The organism is Arthrobacter sp. D3-18, from assembly GCF_054408525.1.
The window spans coordinates 3,988,918-4,005,446 of the sequence record NZ_CP096440.1 but is presented as its reverse complement, the minus strand read 5'-3'; the positions used below and the strand labels follow the sequence as shown (position 1 = coordinate 4,005,446).

Sequence of the window (16,529 nt, the reverse complement as noted above, 5' to 3'; positions counted from 1 at the left end):
CGATGTTAAGTCCGCCGGGGTGGTGGGCGGTTTTAGCCTTCGCAGTCAGTGCAGTAGGCGACGCCATCTTTTTCGCGTGCGATCTGCGAGCGGTGGCGAACCAGGAAGCAGGAGTGACAAGTGAACTCGTCGTTTGCCTGCGGAATAACCTGGATGACCAGTTCTTCGGCGACGATTTCGCCGCCGGGGCCGTTGGCATCGAGGCCATCGGTTTCGTCCAGTTCAAGCACGACACTCTTGGCCGTGGGAGCGCTGGCGGACTGGAGAGCCTGGAGGGACTGCTCCTGGTTCTCTTTTACATCGGTACGGAGTTCGTCGTAATCGGCTGCCACTTTTTAATGCCTCTTCGTGTTAGGGGGTTACCGGGTATGCAACGTACAGCATGCCACGAAAATTCCATACCATACCCCAGTTCTACAGCTTGTGGCGAAAACCACGTGGGTGACGGGCAAAAAAACCCGCCACCCAGCGTCATTTTGCCGCTGTATTACCGAAGTTCCACGTAATTACCGAAGTTCAATAGCCAGGGCTTGGAAGTCGTCGGACGCGTGGCGACCCACCAACAGGCGGAACGAGCCCTGCTCAAACTGCCAGCCGCCGTCGTAATGTGCAAACGCCTTGGCCGGGATGCGTATTTCCACGCTCTCCGTGCCGGCTGGGGCGAGGTGCGTCCCGGCGTAGCCCGCGAGCCAGCGAACGGGTCGCTCCACGGCGGAATCGGCGCGGTCCAAGTAGACCTGAACAACTTCCCGCCCGGTGCGTGTGCCGGTGTTGCGGACTGGCACGTGCACCACAACATCGTTCCCGGCGGCGACCACCTGCTGGGCGTGGGCCTTGCCAAGTTCAAAGGTTGTGTATCCAAGGCCATAACCGAACGGCAGCGCCGGGGCAGCGCCGCCTTCGGCTTCCTGCTTGAGCCATGCGCGGTAGCCGATGTGGATTCCCTCGGAGTAGACCACCTTGCCGTCAACGGGGGTGGTGTTCAGGACGGGAACGTCTTCCAGCGCGGCGGGCCAGGTGGTGGGAAGTCGTCCGCCGGGTTCTTCGGCGCCGAGCAGGATGTCGGCGATTGCGTTGCCGAATTCCTGGCCGCCGAACCAGCCCAACAGTACTGCGCTGACCTTGTCGAGCCACGGCATGAGGACCGGCGACCCGGAGTTCACCACAACCACTGTGCGCGGATTGGCCGCGGCTACGGCTTCCACAAGCTGGTTTTGGTAGCCGGGCAGGTTCAGGTCCTTGCGGTCGAAGCCCTCGGATTCAATAGCCGCGCTGGTGCCCACAACCACCACTGCTACATCAGAGTTCCGGGCAACTTCCACGGCGGCGTCAATTTCAGCTTGAGGGTCAGCAACCACTGTCTCCTCGCCCAGCAGGATGGCCGTGAATGGAATGACCTGTTGCTTGGGCAGCTGGTACTCGGCTTCGATCCGAACAGTCTGACCGGCTGCGGTTTCGATTGCGTGGACGGTCTTGGGAGGATCGAACAGGGCGGCGCCCAGAACTTCGGTGTCGTCCTTGATCTCGTTGTTGAAGACTTCCGCTCCGTCCAGAACGAAGCGGATGTGGCCCACGGTGCCAACGCCAAGGTGGTGGACGCCTTCTGTCTCGGCTGTCCAGTCCGTTTCCATGCGGATGGAGGCTGCGCCGTCGGGAATTCCGATGCCAAACCAGATCAGATGCGAGGCCAGGCGGTCTTCGCCGGAGATCTCCGTGCCATCTTCCGCCAGGAAGGTCACGCGGATTCCGGGGGCGCCGGAGACGGGATTAAGGAGCGAAGTGCGGGGGAAAGGCTGGATGCCCTCGGCTACTTTGGCGCCACGCGCGTAGGTGACCGTGACGTCGTCGGGTAATGCCTTCCGTAGGCCCTCCAGCGGTGAGACGGTGTACTTGGGCATCACGGTGGCGCTGCCGCCGCCCTGGGTGCGGGCTTCGTCGGCGTTGTGGCCGATCACAGCCACACGGCTAAGCGCCTTGGCGTCCAGCGGCAGGATGCCGTTGTTGCGGACCAGTACGGCGCTGCGGACAGCGACTTCACGTGCGACGGCGGCCCCGTCCAGTTGCGTCGGGATCTTGGTGACTGCAGGCTCGAAGCCTTCCAGGGAGCCAACACGTGCTGCGAGGCGCAGGATGCGGGTGACCTTTTCCAGAATCGCCTCGCGGCTGACGCGGCCATCGTTGACGGCAGCGAGGAGCTTCGGTCCCCAGTGGCCTACTGGGCCCGGCATTTCCAGGTCCTGGTGGGCGTTGGCCGCTTCAATCGAGCGGACGCCCGTCCAGTCGGAGACCACGACGCCGTCGAAGCCCCACTCAGTGGACAGCGGCGTTTCCAGGAGCTTGTTCTCGCTGGCGGTTGTGCCGTTGATGGAGTTGTAGGAGCTCATCACCAGCCAAGCCCGGGCCTCAGTGATAGCGTCCTCGAAGGCTGCCAGGTAGAGCTCACGCAGGGGGCGTTCGTCCACCACGGAGTCCGCGGTGAAACGTTCGGTTTCGGCTTCGTTGGCCAGGTAGTGCTTCGGGGTCGCACCAACGCCCATGGACTGGACACCTGCAACATACCCGGCCGCCATGGTTGCGGTGAGCCGCGGGTCCTCGCTCATACACTCGAAGTGGCGGCCGCCCAGCGGGGAGCGGTGCAGGTTGATGGTGGGGCCCAGGACGGCGTGGACGCCCTTGCGGCGGGCTTCCTGGCCCAGGACCTGCCCGTACCGGCGCGCCGTTTCGACGCTCCACGTCGCGGACAAGGCCGACGACGACGGCAAGGAGACCGAGTCGTGTCGCTCATCGAAGTCTTCACCGCGAACCCCGGCCGGACCGTCGGACATGACCACGCGGGACAGGCCGATCTCCGGGATGGCGTGCGTGGACCAAACGTCCGCGCCGGTCAGCAGTTGGACCTGCTGCTCAAGCGTCAGGCTCCGGGCCAGTTCGCGGATCTTGGCGTCCGCATCCTGAGTTCCTGCTGGTGGCGTCGTGACTGCCGGGGAGAGTGAGGGATTCATTTACTTGACTCCTTTGATACGTGTGACGAGGACGGCTCCGATGATGCCCACAACGGCACCACCGAGGAACAGCGCGGGGTAGCCACCCAAGGCGATGACGGGGAAGGCGATAGCAGGCACCAGGGATTGGGGGAGGGCCTGGGCGATGTTGAAGACACCGAAGGTCTTGGCATTCTCTGACTGGTCGCTGGGCAGCAGGTCGGTAATGAGCGCTACGTCCACGGCGCTGAAGACGCCGAGGCCCAAGCCCAGGATTCCTTGGCCCACCAGCACCTGAGCGGTGTTGGTGCTGGTGGCGATGACCACAAGGCCGCCCATCATAATCAGGGCGGAGATGATGACCATGCTCTTGCGCTTGCCAAGGCGGTCGCTGATCCAGCCACCTGCAAGGCTGGTGATCACAGTGCCGGCCGAGCTCACCAGCGTTGCTTGGAACACCAAGCTGGTGACCTGCGTTTCGGCGACGTGGAGGTGGTCCGTGAAGAAGTAGGGCAGGTAGAGAAGGCCGGCGCAGTAGCCCACGTAGACCAGGAATTTGGTGACCCAAGCCCACCCCAGGCCCGGGTAATCCTTGGGGTTGAAGTAGAAGGAACCCAGGATTTCCTTGAAGTTCAGCGGTGCCGGTTTCTCGGTGAGGACGCGGTCCTTGAACGTGAAGGCGAAGGCAATGGCTATCGCCGTGCCGACGATTCCGGGGACTACGGCCATCTGCAAGGCGGTTTCGAACAACTGCGCGAAGAAAGCCGCCGCCACAAGGCCAATGGGCAACGTCATGCCGATGAGGCCGGATAGGCGTCCGCGCTCCGTTGGGCCGGCTTGGTCGGGAAGGGTTGCAACCAGAGCTGCCAGGGCGGCGTTGAAGCCCAACTGTGCTACAACCCAAGCAACCAGAACCATTCCGACGTCCGTGGCCGAACCCAGCAGGAAGAGTGCTGCAAGGCCCAGGAGTGATCCGCCGACAATCCATGGTTTGCGCATGCCGAACCGGGACGTGGTGCGGTCGCTGAGTCGGCCAAAGAATGGATTGGCGAGCAAGGCGACGGCTGCTCCAACACCTGCCACGAGGCTGAGCGCACCGGCGCGGGTATCCGGGGTGGTGATCTCCGAAACCTTGATGGCGAGGACTACGAGTGCCGGGGCGAGGACGGCCATCCAGAGTCCGGCACTCGCGATGGGCATGCCGATGACGTAGGCGCGGGAAGCGGCTTTATGCGGGGTGCTTCCAAGCCCCGGGCTAACGGTTTCCGCGCCTGCTGTCTGCTGATTGAGATTGAGGGCCGCATTGCCTCCTGATGAACGGGTGACCCACCGTTGGGTCTTGAAGGAAGACTCTAGCGACAAAAATCTAGTGTGACTAGGTTTTAAGGAAAAAAGTCGAGTGATACTCGACTTTTGAACCTTCAAATAGACTGAACGGATGTCAACACCCAGGGCCCGCGGCCAGTACGCCAAGGGCGCCGAACGCCGCGAACAGATCATCCAAACGGCTACTGACGTTTTTGCCACGGAGGGCTTTGAAGGCACTGCCCTCAAGCGCGTCGCCGAACTGGTGGGCGTCAAGGAAGCCACCCTGTTCCACTATTTCAAGGGCAAGCAGGAACTACTGACTGCAGTTCTGGCCGAACGGGATCGACGGTCACTCGCAGTTGGTGGCGAATCCGAGGTGGGCTTGAGCCTCATGCCCGGCATCGCTGAGCGGAACCGACACGAGCCCGGCCTGACAACGCTTTACGCGGTGGCCTCGGCCACGGCCAACGATCCCGGACATGCCTCCCACGCCTACTTCAAGGACCGCTACGAGACCGTAGTGCGGGACGTCGCCGTGGACATCGAGCGGCGACAGAAGGCAGGCGAGGTACGGACCGACGTCGGGGCTGAAGCACTCGCGAGGCTGGTGGTGGCCGCTTTCGATGGCTTGCAGTTGCAGTGGCTCTACGACAAATCCGTGGATATGGCAGGCGGGCTGACTCAACTGGTGGAAGTCCTCCTGGCGCCGGCTCACCCAACTGAGTAACAGATAAGGCCGTTCAGCGAGCTCAGAACGGCCTTAACTGCTACCTACTTGGGGGCGTTGCCCGGGGCGACCCTAGCGGCCGGTGCCGCCGTAGACGGTAGCCTCAGCGTCGCCGTCGAGCTCGAACGCATTGTGGATGGCGCGCACGGCATCGTCCAGAGCGTCGGCGCTAGTAACAACGGAGATGCGGATTTCCGAGGTGGAGATCATGTCGATGTTGATGCCGGCGTCGGAGAGGGCCTTGAAGAACGTGGCCGAAACGCCGGGGTGCGAACGCATGCCGGCGCCGATGAGGGAGAGCTTGCCAACGTGCTCGTTGTATTCGATGCTCTCGAAGCCGATCTGGCCCTCAGCTGCACGCAGGGCGGCGAGGGCGTCAGCGCCTTCAACGATGGGCAGGGTGAACGAAATGTCCGTGCGGCCGGTGCCGTGGGTGGACACGTTCTGGACGATCATGTCGATGTTCGAGTGCGCGTCTGCGATCACCTGGAAAATTGCAGCTGCCTTGCCGGGGATGTCCGGTACGCCTACCACTGTGACCTTGGCTTCGGACCGGTCGTGTGCAACGCCGGAGATGATTGGCTGCTCCAAGGCAACTCCCTCTTGAATAGTGAACTTTTCGTCGGCGCCGGGGATAACCCAGGTGCCTTCGTTCTGGCTGAATGACGAGCGGACGTGCAGCGGCACACCGAAACGACGTGCGTACTCCACGCACCGCAGGTGCAGGATCTTGGCGCCGGACGCGGCCAATTCCAGCATTTCTTCGCTGGAGATACGGTCGATCTTCTGGGCGGAGCTCACTACGCGGGGATCGGCTGTGTAGATGCCGTCCACGTCTGTGTAGATCTCGCAGACGTCGGCCTCAAGCGCGGCGGCCAAAGCAACAGCGGTAGTGTCCGAGCCGCCGCGGCCCAAAGTGGTGATCTCGTTAGTGCTGCGGCTCATGCCCTGGAAGCCAGCCACGATCGCAATATGTCCCTTGTCAAGGGCAGTGCGGATCCGGTGGGGGTCGACGTCGATAATCCGGGCCTTGCCGTGGATGCCGTCGGTAATCATGCCGGCCTGGGACCCGGTGAAGGACTGTGCGGAAGCGCCGAATTTGTTGATGGCCATGGCGAGCAGGGCCATGGAAATTCGCTCGCCTGCGGACAACAACATGTCCATTTCGCGGGCCGGAGCTGAGTCCGTGACCTGGCTTGCGAGATCCAGGAGTTCGTCTGTGGTGTCACCCATTGCGGAGACAACAACCACAACCTCGTTGCCGGCCTTCTGCGCATCCACGACGCGCTGTGCGACCCGCTTGATGCCATCAGCATCGGCAACCGAGGAACCGCCGAACTTTTGAACGATCAGCTGCTTGGTAATGGCAGCCTCGTTGGAGAGCTCTTCGATCTTCACTTCGGTAGTGGGCATAGTCATGCGCGCACCCTCACTGCATCAATAGGGTTCGAACGCGGCACGCCAAATTCCAAAATTTGAGCACGCCTGCGTAGCTTATTTGCCCAGTTTATCGCCGTGTGCAGGGCTGGTAGGAATTGTGACCACATAGCGGCCACGTACTCTCATTACCACCCGGCAGTGCCCGGGCCGCCCTTGAACGGACCCACAATCTGCCGGGTAATCCAGCCACCGTAGAAGCCGCCTTCCTGGAAGGCCACCTGATCGCCGTCGACCTCGCAGGAATCCATATATTCCGGGTACAGGGCCACCCGGCTGCTGAGGGCCTCGAAACCCCGGGCCGGTTGTAGGTACGTCCAGCCGCCACGCTCAACAACCATGCCTCCGGCAACGACGTCGAAATAGCTTGCTTCTCCCTTGAACTCGCAGAAAGTGGTGCCCCCAACAGGGACCAGTACACCGCTCTGGAAGGCATCCAACGGCACGTAGTAGACAGGAGGATGGCTGGTCTCCAGGACCCGAACAGCATGGGTGGTGTCAACAATCACTTGACCGCCGAGGCGCACCAGAACCCTTTCGGCTCTCGGCTCCACCCGTGGCGGGCGCGGATAGTCCCATACCGATTCCTGGCCGGGGCCCGGTTTGATGGGACGGGGGCGCCGAAAGACGCCGGAAAAACTGCGACTGGAGACCATTTGCCCATGGTGCCACGCTCAGCTGGGATCCCGCCCTGAATTGGTGAGTCCCGGGCATACTCCGGCAGCTAGGATTATTGTCCGTGGATGCGAAGGAGAAGGAACACCTCAACCGGGTGCTGAACCGTCCGTACTACTACGGGTACGCCATGAGAGGTAAGACCATCTTTGCGTACACGAAAGAAGAGTGGGGGATCGGTGCAAGCTCCGGCGGTGGCGATTACAATTTGATCCGTTCCTTCTACTTCAGCCTGGCACTGACCATCCTCATGGCGCCGGTTACGCTGTTTTGCTTGATTCTCGCAATCATCCTCGTCATCAATCTGCAGATCATGGCCGTGGTCATGGTGTTTTTTGGGCTCGTCTTTGGCTTCGCCTTCTTCCAATGCTGTTTCAACGTCAGAGAAGAGTGGTTGGGAAGGAAGGCCCGGAAAATCACGGGCCTTCCGAAGCCTTGGTGGACAGCCTCCGACGACCATGCCTATGAATGGTTCCTGACCCACCCGACGCCCTACATTCCCATGACCCTTGAGTACTTCCCATATAACGTGAAACTGCGGCAGGCAGCAGAAAGCGCCACCTCGAACTAGAGAGCGCATGACCGCCCGGCGTACCATCCAATTCATGAGGTTTGCGAGCGGCGATGGCCGGCCTGCCTGACCATACGGGCGGTTCGGCTCAGGGGCGGAATGAACCCGAATACGAAGTGATCGGCGGCGTGATTGACGATCATCCGTCCGGCACTGCCCGGAAGGTGGATCCGGCGCCCCCGCGCGACTCCGGAACGTTTAGGGTGACTGCGGGCGAGGCGTGGCGGAACGCCCGGAAGTCCTTCACCTCGTGGTGGTTCTGGCTGGCCTGCGCACTGGGGATTGCTCTCGCATGGGGGACTGCCGCGGCCTTGGTTACGTGGGCAGAATCCAATGGTTGGTTCGAGACCAGCGGTGCAACTGCCACCTACCTGATCATGGCGGCAGTTATGGCACTCGTAGCTGCGGTGTTGGGGGCCGGTTGGGGCTTTCGGCATTCGGCCGGAAGCATCCCTGCCCTGCTGCTGTCAGGAGCCCTGCGGGGCGTGGCTCTGGCCGCCATCGCCAGCGGTGCTTTGCTCCTGGTAGGCCTCAGCGTCGGCGGGCCGATGGCGCTGGCCGGTGCCGCCGTCGTCGTCATTGTTCTTGAAGCAGGGCTGTTCGGGCTGATCGGTGCCGGTTCGCGGAGGTGCTTCGCCAAGGTAGCTCCGGGTGTGGCTTTGACAGTGTTGTTGGTGGCTTTCCTTTGTATCGGCAATGTGGGGGTAACCATCCTGTTGCTTCCTGCGACTGTGGGAACAGCTCAGGTTTCGGTGCCCGTCAACGTGGAGAGGGACGACTCCGGAAGGACTATCTCCTACTTGTGTGTTGGCGAGCCACGTCCGGTGCAAGTGGAGCATACGGACCGGATAGCTTGGCTGGCCGCGTCCAATCCAGCCTTTATCCTGGGCAGCGTCGGTGCCGACTTCGTGTCCACCGATAACGAGGTGGGATGGCTGTTTTCCGGCCTTCAAATGGCGGCCGACGGGCCGTCCCGTGAAGTGCCATGCCTCGGCGGGGTCTCTCGCGACGGATTGGCTCCTCCCACGCCCGTAGCGCTGACAGGGTTGGCAGTGCAGGGGATCGTGGCAGCGTTGGTGCTCGCAGCGGGTCATTGGCTGGCGATACGGAGATTGCGCGTTACCTCATAGGCGTCGGGCGCGAAGAGTGGAATCCCGGTGCCAAATTACAACAGCGCGTTGCGCCTGCCCTCGAACGCGCGGCCCAAGGTGACTTCATCGGCGTATTCAAGGTCTCCACCCACAGGCAGGCCCGATGCCAAGCGCGTTACGGTGATGCCGATCGACTTGAGCATGCGGGCAAGGTAAGTAGCCGTAGCTTCGCCCTCGAGGTTCGGGTCCGTGGCGATGATGATTTCCTGGATGGCGCCGTCATTGAGGCGTGTGAGGAGCTCACGGATGCGCAACTGCTCAGGGCCGATACCCGCGATGGGATTAATGGCACCGCCCAGCACGTGATAGCGGCCGCGGAAGGACCGCGTACGCTCGACGGCCAGGACGTCCTTGGACTCCTCAACGACACAGATGACCGACGGATCGCGGCGCTGGTCGCGGCAAATGTTGCACGTCTCCTGCTCGGTCACGTTGAAGCAGACGCTGCAGAACTTCACGCGTTCCTTGACTGTGGTGATGGCCGTGACCAGCCGCTTCATGTCCTCGGGATCCGCCTCAAGGATGTGGAACGCCAGGCGCTGCGCTGATTTGGGCCCAACACCGGGAAGCCGGCCGAGCTCATCAATCAGCTCTTGAACTGCACCTTCGTACACAATGTCCTCGTTAGGTTGAAATCAATGCTGGAGTCAGCGGGGTTGTAGGGGAGAACCGTCCAAGGCGCGCTCTTCAATCAGCTTCCCGCCCAGAATACGCTCCACCGCGGCGCGCCCAAAGACCCGGGATTCCTCGATGGTTTCGTCTTCCGGGCTGGGAATGTCCTCCGCGACTGACTCTGGCTTCGCTTGGGTCCGCACCGGTGCCTGGACACGGCCCGCTTGGGCTTCAGGGCTGTTCGTCAACCGCTGGTACAGGCTCTGACGGCCATTGGGATTACCCGACGGCGCAGCCTCCTCGAGCGTCGCAACGGAGCCGTGCGCTTCCTCGGGTTGAGACGCCAAAGACGGCCAGACGGCCGGGGCGGCTGCTTGTTGCGTTCCAGGCCAGCTCGACGCCGGTGCGACGTCCCAGCTGGAGCTCGGGTTCTCCTCGGCATTGGTGGGGTGGCCGTAGGTTCCGGACGCCGCTGCCTGCGCCGGTACTTGCGCCGCGGCCGGTTCGTAGTCCGGGGTGTCAGTTGCGGGGGCGCTTTCTTCGGTGTCCTGCGCGGGTTGCTTGCCCACGTTGGACTCCGTGCCCACAACCCAGGTTCCCGGCGCCTGCTCGACTGCGCGCGACCACGGATCGTCGGCCACCTTAGCTGTGGCACTGTTCGCCGGGGCGGTCGAGGTTGTTGACGACGTGGACGTGGAGGATGCTACTGATGCTTGCTTGACCGGCGCGACGCTTGCTTCCGACGACTGGCGCGTCGGGAAGGACTGGCTTCCAACAGCAGTATTCGGTTGGGAGCTCGTGTGGCGGTAGTCCGCCGGTGGCTCCCAATCCGCCGGAGGCTCTTCATCCAGCGGCGGTGCATCCTCGTCGAGCGGCGGACCCCAATCGTCATCAGGGTACGAGTAGTCGCCGGAAGGCTCTGGCGTCGGGATAGCGGCCGGAGTTGAGGCGGCTGGCGCCGGGGCTGGCGGTTCTTGCGTTGAGGCAGCCGGCGCGGGTGCTGGCACAACCGCTGCCGGTGCCGGTGCAACTGGGGCCGGGGCAGCTACGGTCACGCCGGGCTCTGCTCGCGCAGGGGTGGACACCGATGGCTCGGGTGCTTCTGCTGGCGCGGATGCGGATGCGGCTGGTGCAGGAGCGGGGGACGCGACTGCCGCGGAAGCGGGTGCGAGACCCCATGCGGAGTCGACAGCTGACACCGGCGCCGGTGTTGGTGCTGTTTCCGCGGGCGCTGACGTGCCACCTGCCGCTGTTGCCACGGGAGGTGCAGCACCAGCCGACGTCGGGGCGCCCGCTGGTGCTGAAGCAGCCGGAGTTTCCCGGCTAGTAGGTGCTTTTGGGTTTGGCTCAGAGCTCGCTGAGCTGTTGCCGCCAGCGACAGCGACGATCTGGCAGTCGATGCCTATGGTCTTATGGATCGCTTGCCGAAGGTTCTCGGAGTGATCCGCACGTCCGAACGCACCTGCAAGGCCGCCCGTTGTGAAGGCCAAAGTCAGCACCTGGCCATCGAACTGGGCCACTTGGGCATTCGGTTCCACGAGCGCCCAGGTACTGCGCTTGATCTTGGTCAGTGTTTGCAGGACATCAGGCCATGCGCGGCGCAGAGCCTCCACATCACCGCTGCCTCCAGGCCCCGAAGCTTGAGCGGCGGGCTGCGGTGCTGACGCGGGTGCCTGTTGTGCGGCCGGTGCTTGATGGGCCGCCTCAGCTGATGGTGCTGCCGGCCCTGGCTGCGCCTGGCGCGGAGGAGTCTGCGATCCGGCAGCCTGCTGCGCGCGGCCAGCAGCCGTGCGGTCTTCCACGGGCCAATCGTTGGTGGATACCCGCGGAGCTGTGATGGCGTCCCTTGCAACAGCAGCGGAATGATCTGCAGTGGACGGCACGGGCACGGACTGCTCGCGCGCGGACTGCTCGCCCGCGGACTTCCCCGGCGCAGACTGCTCGGGCACGGCTGGTGCTGCATCGGGTGCTTGCTGGGAAACGGTGGGTGCAGGCGGGGTGGCCGCGGCAGCCGGAGTTTCCGCTCGTTCCCGCGCAGCAGGTGCCGGAGCCGTAGTAGCCGCAGCCGAGGGTGGGGCAGCAGCAACAGCCGGGGTGACGCCGTCGCCCGCGTAATTCAGGCGACGTTCCACGCGGTCGATGCGTGCAGCGATGCCCCGCTCGGTCTGCTCGGCGCTGGGCAGGAGGATGCGTGCGCACAGCAGCTCAAGGTGAAGGCGCGGCGACGTAGCACCGGTCATCTCAGTGAGCGCGGTGTTGGTGACGTCCGCCGCCCGGGACAGCTCGGCCGCGCCCAGGTTGGTAGCCTGATTGCGCATCCGGGCGATCTGGTCTGCTGGCATGCCGCGAAGAATGGCCTGTGCGCTCTCGGGCATCGCCTGGACGATGATGAGGTCGCGGAATCGTTCCAAGAGGTCTTCGACGAAACGCCGGGGATCGTGACCGGTCTGGATGACGCGGTCCACGGCACGGAACACAGTGGCGGCATCGGCCGCAGCCACGGCATCGACGATGTCATCCAGCAAGGAAGCATGCGTGTAGCCGAGTAGCGCGACAGCGAGCTCGTAATCCAGGCCATTGGGACCGGCGCCAGCCATGAGCTGGTCCAGGACGGAAAGGGTGTCGCGAACGGAACCTCCACCGGCTCGGATGACGAGCGAGAGCACGCCGGGAGCCACAGGAACGTTCTCCTGCTGGCAAAGGAGCTCGAGGTACTGCATGAGCGGCTCGGGCGGCACCAACCGGAAAGGGTAGTGGTGCGTACGGGAGCGGATGGTCCCGATGACCTTGTCCGGCTCCGTGGTGGCGAAGATGAACTTGATGTGTTCCGGCGGCTCTTCGACGATTTTGAGGAGTGCGTTGAAGCCGGCCGACGTGACCATGTGGGCCTCGTCAATGATGAAGATCTTGTAGCGGTCCCGGACCGGGGCGAAGGTTGCGCGTTCGCGGAGATCGCGGGCGTCGTCCACGCCACCGTGGCTGGCGGCGTCGATCTCGATCACGTCCAGCGAGCCGGAGCCACCGCGTGCGAGTTCGATGCAGCTGGGGCATTTACCGCAGGGGGTGTCAGTGGGGCCCTCGGCGCAGTTCAGGCAGCGGGCAAGGATGCGCGCGGAGGTGGTCTTGCCACAACCGCGGGGGCCGGAGAAGAGGTAGGCGTGGTTCACGCGGTTCTTGCGGAGCGCCGTCATCAGCGGCTCCGTGACGTGTTCCTGCCCGATAACGTCCGCGAAAGAGTCCGGGCGATACCTTCGATACAGGGCAGTTGTAACAGTCACAAGTGAAACCTACCTATAGGGACTGACAGTTAAAGTAAGTGACCCCTCATGCACCCGCCAGAGCCCATCTACCCTTGCTACCTTCCGGTCCTGGGGGAGTTCAACAGGATGACGCCACATGAGGGGCCGTCGACAAGCTTACCCGAACTTGGGTTGGGGTTCGAATCGGCTGGAAGGGCTGTGGATAAGGCTCGACGGCGGATGGCTGGCCTTCTCACTTGTCGGGGCTGGCTGGTAAACCTCGTACTGCAGGAGGGGTTCGTCGGAAAGGGTGTGGCTATGGTGCGGGATGGGTAGTGGGGAGTGGATGGACCCCAAAGATGTGTCCGGCGAGATTCACAAGGACGTGCTCGCTGTGGTTCGTGTCCTGGCGGTCTCCGGATGGAGGCTGAGGCGGCAGGGGTACAAGTGGATCTAACGGAGCGCAGTTGAGAGTTGACGGCACTCCCAGGAATTCGACCCAGCGAGCCAAGATCCTTCTACGCGACGCACGTCGGTGCCCGGGTCAGCATGAATTACTCAGAGGGCGGCGGTAGCTGTTGTCACTTGTCAACAGTTTGGAATATTCTAAGACTATGAATACCGAGCAGCCCTTCGAAGTACGTCTCCGTTTGGGGGAACTTCCCGAGCCGATTGAAGACCTGCTCGTGGAACAGCTTGATGCGATCGTGTCTCGCTTCTCTGAAGTGCCCTATGTGACTGTCCTGCAGGATGCCGCAAGCGGCACGGAGGCCGCCCATCGGGTGGTTGACCAGGTTCGTCATCTCGGTGGAGAGGTTCAAGCCGTTGATTTCGACTATGTCACGAGGGGTGAGATTGCCGAGCGGCTGGGAACAACGCGACAGGCCGTGGCTCATTGGGTTGCTGGCCAGCGGCAAGCGGCCTTTCCATTCCCTCGTCCGGCCATTCAGGCGGGAGTCTCGCTTTGGTGCTGGTCGGACGTCGTCATCTGGGCAACAGTCTCGAGCCATGCCGTCAGCGAGGATGTAAGGCTGTTGTCCGCCGACGAGATCGCAATGATCAATGGAGAATTGGCAGCCGGGCGAATGCCCATCTTCGCCTGACCTGGCACCCATCACCGCCAGCCATTCACCGGCCACGTCATGAAAGACGGCTCCTCGTAAGGGTGTGCCGCCCGCAGAGCCCGTACGACGCCGTCGAGCATGTCCTCCTCCACAACGCACTCAATCCGGGTTTCGGGCACCTGCTCCTCAATCCCCGCCTCGCCCATGAAGGGGCGCGCCCCAGGCAGCGGCGTGAAGCGGCCAGTGCCTGGTGAAGTAAAGGCGCAGTGGGAGTAGTCGCCGATTCGCCCGGCGCCTGCGTCGCCTATGGCCAGGAGAACCTCCTCGATATGTGTCTCAGGAACGTAGGCAACCAAGGCGTGGAGCTGATCCATAAGCACATCCTGTCAACAAACTTCGGCTACAAACAGGTCTCAACCATTGCAAATCGCCGCACCGCAGCGGACCATGGGTATGTACACCGATTGGGGCAATCTCAAGGTTGTGAGCTGCGGGGCCTGGGAGCGAGGGGCCGGACCCGGCAGCTCAACGGTGATACCGCAAGAATGGGCGCGTTGGGGGCGTCCATTTTTCCGTTAAGGAGCGATTCTCAGAGGCTGTCCAAAGGCGGCGTTTTAGCCCGATTACACGATGCCGAAATTCTCAGGTACAGTAGTATCTGCTTTCGAATCGGAAGCAAGGAGAATTCGCCTAGCGGCCTATGGCGCACGCCTGGAACGCGTGTTGGGTTAACGCCCTCGGGGGTTCAAATCCCCCATTCTCCGCTGAAAGAGCCCCTAGATCTAGCCGATCTAGGGGCCTTTTTGTTTCTGTGTTGACGCGCAGGTGCCTTTTGTTGACAGAGGTAGGCGCTACAGTGCTCACATGGCAAGCATCCGAGAGCGCAAACGAGCAGATGGGACCACGTCCCACGCCGTTCTATGGCGAGATTCTGACACGGGCAAGCAGACGTCCTACCCGTGGGACAGCGAGCATGAGGCGCTTCGCTTTAAGCGGCTGGTTGAGGCCAATGGCAATTCCCTTAGCGCCGTAGAGAAGATCCTTGAGAAGGTATCTGTCGGCGGCCCGACTGTTGCCGAGAACTTGCAGCGCCATGTTGAGCTTTTGACAAGCGCTGGACCTGATCAGATCAAGCGGTATGGGGCGGCGATTGAGAACTACTTCAGCGAGCGTCTTGGCAAGCTTCCAGTTGCCGCCGTTGAGCATGAAGACGTGGTGCTGTGGATCAAGTACATGCAGGCCACCACTTACAAGGGCAAGCCGCTCTCCGCAAAGACGATCGCCAACCACCATGGGCTACTGTCCGCGTCCATGGAAACAGCTATCCGGCTCAAGCGCAGGGCTGACAACCCCTGTCGTGGAATCAAGCTGCCCAAGGATGATGCAACCGAAGAGAAGATGTACTTCATGAGTGCGCAGGCTTCGCTTGACATTGTCAAGGCACACCGGGACCGATACCAAGTGTTTGTGGCCTGCTTACGCGCCACAGGAGCCCGTTTTGGAGAGGTCACGGCCTTCTACGCAGACGACTTCCAGCTAGACAGCTCGACCCCCTCTGTGCGCGTGGAGCGAGCATGGAAACGTGACGGTGACAACCGGTTCTACATCGGCCCACCCAAGACCAAGAAATCCAGACGCACTATCAGCCTCCCGCCGTCGTTCGTCCGTGACGTCCGGCCGCTGGTCGAGGCCACCAAGCCGGGCCAACACGTGTTCCGGACCACCTATGATGGGCCGATTCGTCATGCGACTTTCTGGCAATTCTGGAACGAAGCTGTGGAAGCCTTGGCATACCCGAAAGAGGACCGTCCCCGGATTCACGACATGCGACACACGCATGCATCGCTGATGCTGGCTGGCGGGATGAGTATCTATGAGCTCTCCAGGCGGCTCGGTCACGAGAGTATCCAGACCACGATTGACCGATACTCTCACCTAGTCCCGGACGCCCATTTCAGGGCAATCGACATTGCGGAGAAAGCCTTAGAGGCCTGACTCAGGCAAAGGGGTCCTTCTTCGGTTCCGGGTCCGTCCACCATTCCGCTGCTTTGGCCTTTCGTTGCCGCACCCAGGCGATGATATTGGCGACGTCGTCAGCGTGCAGCATGATGCGGTTTTTACTGAGTCGCGTGCAGTGCCCGGACTCGCGGCAGTACCGCCGCAATTCTGTCTTAGTCATCCCCAACTCGGGGGCGACCTCTTCAGGAGTCCGGAATATGGGTGCCGTGCCGCTCATGCCCGATGGCTCGGAGGCTCTGCTGGCAGCTCGTCCAACCACTTGGCCAAGTCTTCCACGCGGATTACCGCCTTGGTGTTGGCATAGCGGGCCATGAGGTTGCCATCATAAACAGCCTGTTTTAGGGTTCGCACGCTGTACCCGCTGGCTTCGGCCGCTTCTTCCCACGTAAGGGCGAGTTTCGGAACTGTCATGGCCTCTAGGGTACGCACTGGCCGCGTACCCTTCTACGGAGAGTGTCCGCACCCTTTGGAGGTAACCATGGCTGATGAACGTTCGTACGCCACTACGCAGGAGATGGCCGCTAAGTACAAGCTCAGCGATCACACCGTGCGGCGCAAGGTCATGGACGGGGTGTGGCCCTGTGACCGCATCGGAAGGCTTTACCGCTTCTCGCCGGCCCAGCAAGACGAGATAGCTCAGATCATCGCAGGCAACAACCAGAGGACGCGTGCATACGACAAGAACCGTATCAATGAGGCTCTACGCATCCTGACAAGCAGAGATACAGGGGATAGGCGATAGCCT

At 62.3% G+C, this 16,529-nt stretch carries 15 protein-coding genes, 1 tRNA gene, 1 other RNA gene and 1 pseudogene; 7 read left to right on the top strand and 11 right to left on the bottom strand.

The window, feature by feature from the left end; genetic code table 11:
- Positions 1 to 32 precede the first annotated feature (32 nt).
- The 3 genes from M1D89_RS20700 to M1D89_RS20690 form a co-directional block, all read right to left on the bottom strand.
- Positions 33 to 332: a DUF4193 domain-containing protein gene (locus M1D89_RS20700; protein WP_011773410.1), complete on the bottom strand. Its 300-nt coding sequence runs from the start codon at positions 330 to 332 to the stop codon at positions 33 to 35.
- A gap of 174 nt (positions 333 to 506) precedes the next feature.
- Complete coding sequence (locus M1D89_RS20695; protein ID WP_498646539.1) at positions 507 to 3,002, bottom strand: beta-glucosidase family protein; 2,496 nt, start codon at positions 3,000 to 3,002, stop codon at positions 507 to 509.
- Entirely contained in the window at positions 3,003 to 4,343 is a 1,341-nt protein-coding gene (locus M1D89_RS20690) for an MFS transporter (protein ID WP_498646537.1), read from the bottom strand.
- A 76-nt stretch (positions 4,344 to 4,419) separates the two neighbouring features.
- Between M1D89_RS20690 and M1D89_RS20685 the strand changes: the two genes are divergently transcribed.
- Positions 4,420 to 5,016 carry a TetR/AcrR family transcriptional regulator gene (locus M1D89_RS20685; RefSeq protein WP_498646535.1) on the top strand — a complete coding sequence of 199 codons (597 nt, stop codon included), beginning with the start codon at positions 4,420 to 4,422 and terminating at the stop codon, positions 5,014 to 5,016.
- A 72-nt stretch (positions 5,017 to 5,088) separates the two neighbouring features.
- Here the strand turns inward: M1D89_RS20685 and M1D89_RS20680 are convergent, their stop codons facing one another.
- Together M1D89_RS20680 and M1D89_RS20675 are read right to left on the bottom strand one after the other, a co-directional pair.
- On the bottom strand, positions 5,089 to 6,435 hold the full coding sequence (locus M1D89_RS20680) for an aspartate kinase (protein WP_026005424.1): 1,347 nt from the start codon (positions 6,433 to 6,435) through the stop codon (positions 5,089 to 5,091).
- Positions 6,436 to 6,581: 146 nt separating this feature from the next.
- Positions 6,582 to 7,167 (bottom strand): annotated as a pseudogene (locus M1D89_RS20675) (DUF427 domain-containing protein).
- Between the two features lie 25 nt (positions 7,168 to 7,192).
- Between M1D89_RS20675 and M1D89_RS20670 the strand changes: the two are divergent.
- Complete coding sequence (locus tag M1D89_RS20670) at positions 7,193 to 7,699, top strand: hypothetical protein (protein WP_498646533.1); 507 nt, start codon at positions 7,193 to 7,195, stop codon at positions 7,697 to 7,699.
- A gap of 53 nt (positions 7,700 to 7,752) precedes the next feature.
- Positions 7,753 to 8,829, top strand: coding sequence for a hypothetical protein (locus M1D89_RS20665; RefSeq protein WP_498646531.1), 1,077 nt, complete (start codon positions 7,753 to 7,755; stop codon positions 8,827 to 8,829).
- A gap of 35 nt (positions 8,830 to 8,864) precedes the next feature.
- Here the strand turns inward: M1D89_RS20665 and recR are convergent, their stop codons facing one another.
- From recR to ffs, 3 genes are all read right to left on the bottom strand, one after another.
- Complete coding sequence (recR, locus tag M1D89_RS20660; protein ID WP_017198356.1) at positions 8,865 to 9,464, bottom strand: recombination mediator RecR; 600 nt, start codon at positions 9,462 to 9,464, stop codon at positions 8,865 to 8,867.
- A gap of 33 nt (positions 9,465 to 9,497) precedes the next feature.
- Positions 9,498 to 12,740 carry a DNA polymerase III subunit gamma and tau gene (locus M1D89_RS20655; protein ID WP_498646528.1) on the bottom strand — a complete coding sequence of 1,081 codons (3,243 nt, stop codon included), beginning with the start codon at positions 12,738 to 12,740 and terminating at the stop codon, positions 9,498 to 9,500.
- A gap of 34 nt (positions 12,741 to 12,774) precedes the next feature.
- An RNA gene (gene ffs / locus M1D89_RS20650) (signal recognition particle sRNA small type) lies at positions 12,775 to 12,871 on the bottom strand.
- 444 nt (positions 12,872 to 13,315) lie between these two features.
- Here ffs and M1D89_RS20645 point away from each other — a divergent pair.
- Positions 13,316 to 13,804 carry a hypothetical protein gene (locus M1D89_RS20645; protein WP_498646526.1) on the top strand — a complete coding sequence of 163 codons (489 nt, stop codon included), beginning with the start codon at positions 13,316 to 13,318 and terminating at the stop codon, positions 13,802 to 13,804.
- Between the two features lie 11 nt (positions 13,805 to 13,815).
- On the opposite strand, the gene M1D89_RS20640 is transcribed toward M1D89_RS20645, so the two are convergent.
- On the bottom strand, positions 13,816 to 14,139 hold the full coding sequence (locus tag M1D89_RS20640; protein ID WP_498646524.1) for a hypothetical protein: 324 nt from the start codon (positions 14,137 to 14,139) through the stop codon (positions 13,816 to 13,818).
- 305 nt (positions 14,140 to 14,444) lie between these two features.
- Here M1D89_RS20640 and M1D89_RS20635 point away from each other — a divergent pair.
- Positions 14,445 to 14,529: transfer RNA gene (locus M1D89_RS20635), tRNA-Ser, on the top strand.
- A 100-nt stretch (positions 14,530 to 14,629) separates the two neighbouring features.
- The gene (locus M1D89_RS20630; RefSeq protein ID WP_498646522.1) at positions 14,630 to 15,760 is read left to right on the top strand and encodes a tyrosine-type recombinase/integrase; all 1,131 of its coding nucleotides are present in this window, start codon (positions 14,630 to 14,632) and stop codon (positions 15,758 to 15,760) included.
- A gap of 1 nt (position 15,761) precedes the next feature.
- On the opposite strand, the gene M1D89_RS20625 is transcribed toward M1D89_RS20630, so the two are convergent.
- Both M1D89_RS20625 and M1D89_RS20620 read right to left on the bottom strand, forming a co-directional pair.
- Positions 15,762 to 16,001, bottom strand: coding sequence for a hypothetical protein (locus tag M1D89_RS20625; RefSeq protein WP_498646520.1), 240 nt, complete (start codon positions 15,999 to 16,001; stop codon positions 15,762 to 15,764).
- On the bottom strand, positions 15,998 to 16,195 hold the full coding sequence (locus M1D89_RS20620) for a helix-turn-helix domain-containing protein (protein WP_498646518.1): 198 nt from the start codon (positions 16,193 to 16,195) through the stop codon (positions 15,998 to 16,000). Before M1D89_RS20620 ends, M1D89_RS20625 begins: the two co-directional genes overlap by 4 nt.
- A gap of 67 nt (positions 16,196 to 16,262) precedes the next feature.
- Between M1D89_RS20620 and M1D89_RS20615 the strand changes: the two genes are divergently transcribed.
- A complete protein-coding gene (locus M1D89_RS20615; protein WP_498646515.1) occupies positions 16,263 to 16,526 on the top strand; it encodes a MerR family transcriptional regulator in 264 nt (87 codons plus the stop codon).
- The last annotated feature ends 3 nt before the right edge of the window (positions 16,527 to 16,529 follow it).